1 protein-coding gene is annotated in these 1,048 nt (G+C 59.4%); it reads right to left on the bottom strand.

Annotated features, from left to right (window positions below):
- Positions 1-148 precede the first annotated feature (148 nt).
- Complete coding sequence (locus ACS5Q1_RS48040) at positions 149-451, bottom strand: plasmid stabilization protein (protein WP_473100238.1); 303 nt, start codon at positions 449-451, stop codon at positions 149-151.
- Positions 452-1,048: the final 597 nt, after the last annotated feature.

The raw sequence follows: 1,048 nt of genomic DNA, 5'->3' as shown, positions 1-1,048 counted from the left end.
GCCGAGGTGGGTTTGAATGGCAGCGTCAAGACTGCCCCGGCGCGCCTTCGAGTCAGTGTCTGACATACTGATGTCGGATCCTGTCAGGGATCAAAGAGGCTCTGCTCTGTAGGCTGGTCTGATGAGGTCGGGCAGAGACTGACGCCGGTCAGCTTGCTTTCCGCTTCCGGGTGGCGGCCGCCTTTTTTGCCGATGCAGACCGAGCCGCGGCGGGACGCTTGGCTGAGGCCGCTCCGCCACGAGCACCGCCCTTTTTCGCGGATACATTCGTATCCTTCTTGCCGCGTCCAGAGCCGCTCTTGTTGCCGCCCCCGCTTTCCTTATTGACGGTCGCCCAAGCACGCCGCTCGGCCTCGTTTTCCGGAATACCACGCTTCTCGTAGCCTTCCTCAATATGCTCGGCTTTTCGCTTCTGCTTGTCAGAATAGGCAGACTTGTCACCGCGGGGCATCAGCGCCTCCATGAACCGTACGCGAAATGCATGAGGTCCGGCCCGTTTCCTGTTGACCACAAGGATCATAGAGCTCGGACCTCGTCCATTTGCGGAAAACGAGGAGTCGAAGCATCGGTTTCGGGCCATGCGTTGGACAAGGCAGGTCCTTTCCTGGCCCCGAGTCTGAGACAGGTGCCAAAATCAATTGCACTGCTCTGCAATCCGATCGTGAGGGTCAGGACACCGCTCGATCATCGCTCGGCTTTCGGCTCCAGCCGCGCAAGCTGTTCGGCAACATTGATGGAGAGGGTTGCACCGGAGAACACGGCGGCAACAAGGAGTGAAGCTGACCCATGAGCATGGCTGCCCCTGCGCCCGGTCGATCATAGTGCCCCTAGTAGATCGAGCATAGGTCGTGCGAACGCGGAGAATCGGGCACGAATATGGGAGAAGCAGCTTCTGGAAGGATCTGGGTTTTGCTGAGAACCTATCCGCCGATCAGAGCGCCTCTTTCTTGACTAGATGCAGGTAGGTGGGATCGAACTCGCCGGCCTTCTGCAAGCCCTCCCAGTCCAGCACCTTCAGGGTGCCGCCATGCAACGAGATCAGGTTCTC

The organism is Microvirga sp. GN3 (assembly GCF_055792825.1).
This window is presented reverse-complemented; position numbering and strand designations above follow the sequence as displayed.

Coding starts and splice junctions, on each gene's coding strand:
- ACS5Q1_RS48040 (WP_473100238.1), bottom strand. CDS start 451: ATGCCCCGCGGTGACAAGTCTGCCTATTCTGACAAGCAGAAGCGAAAA.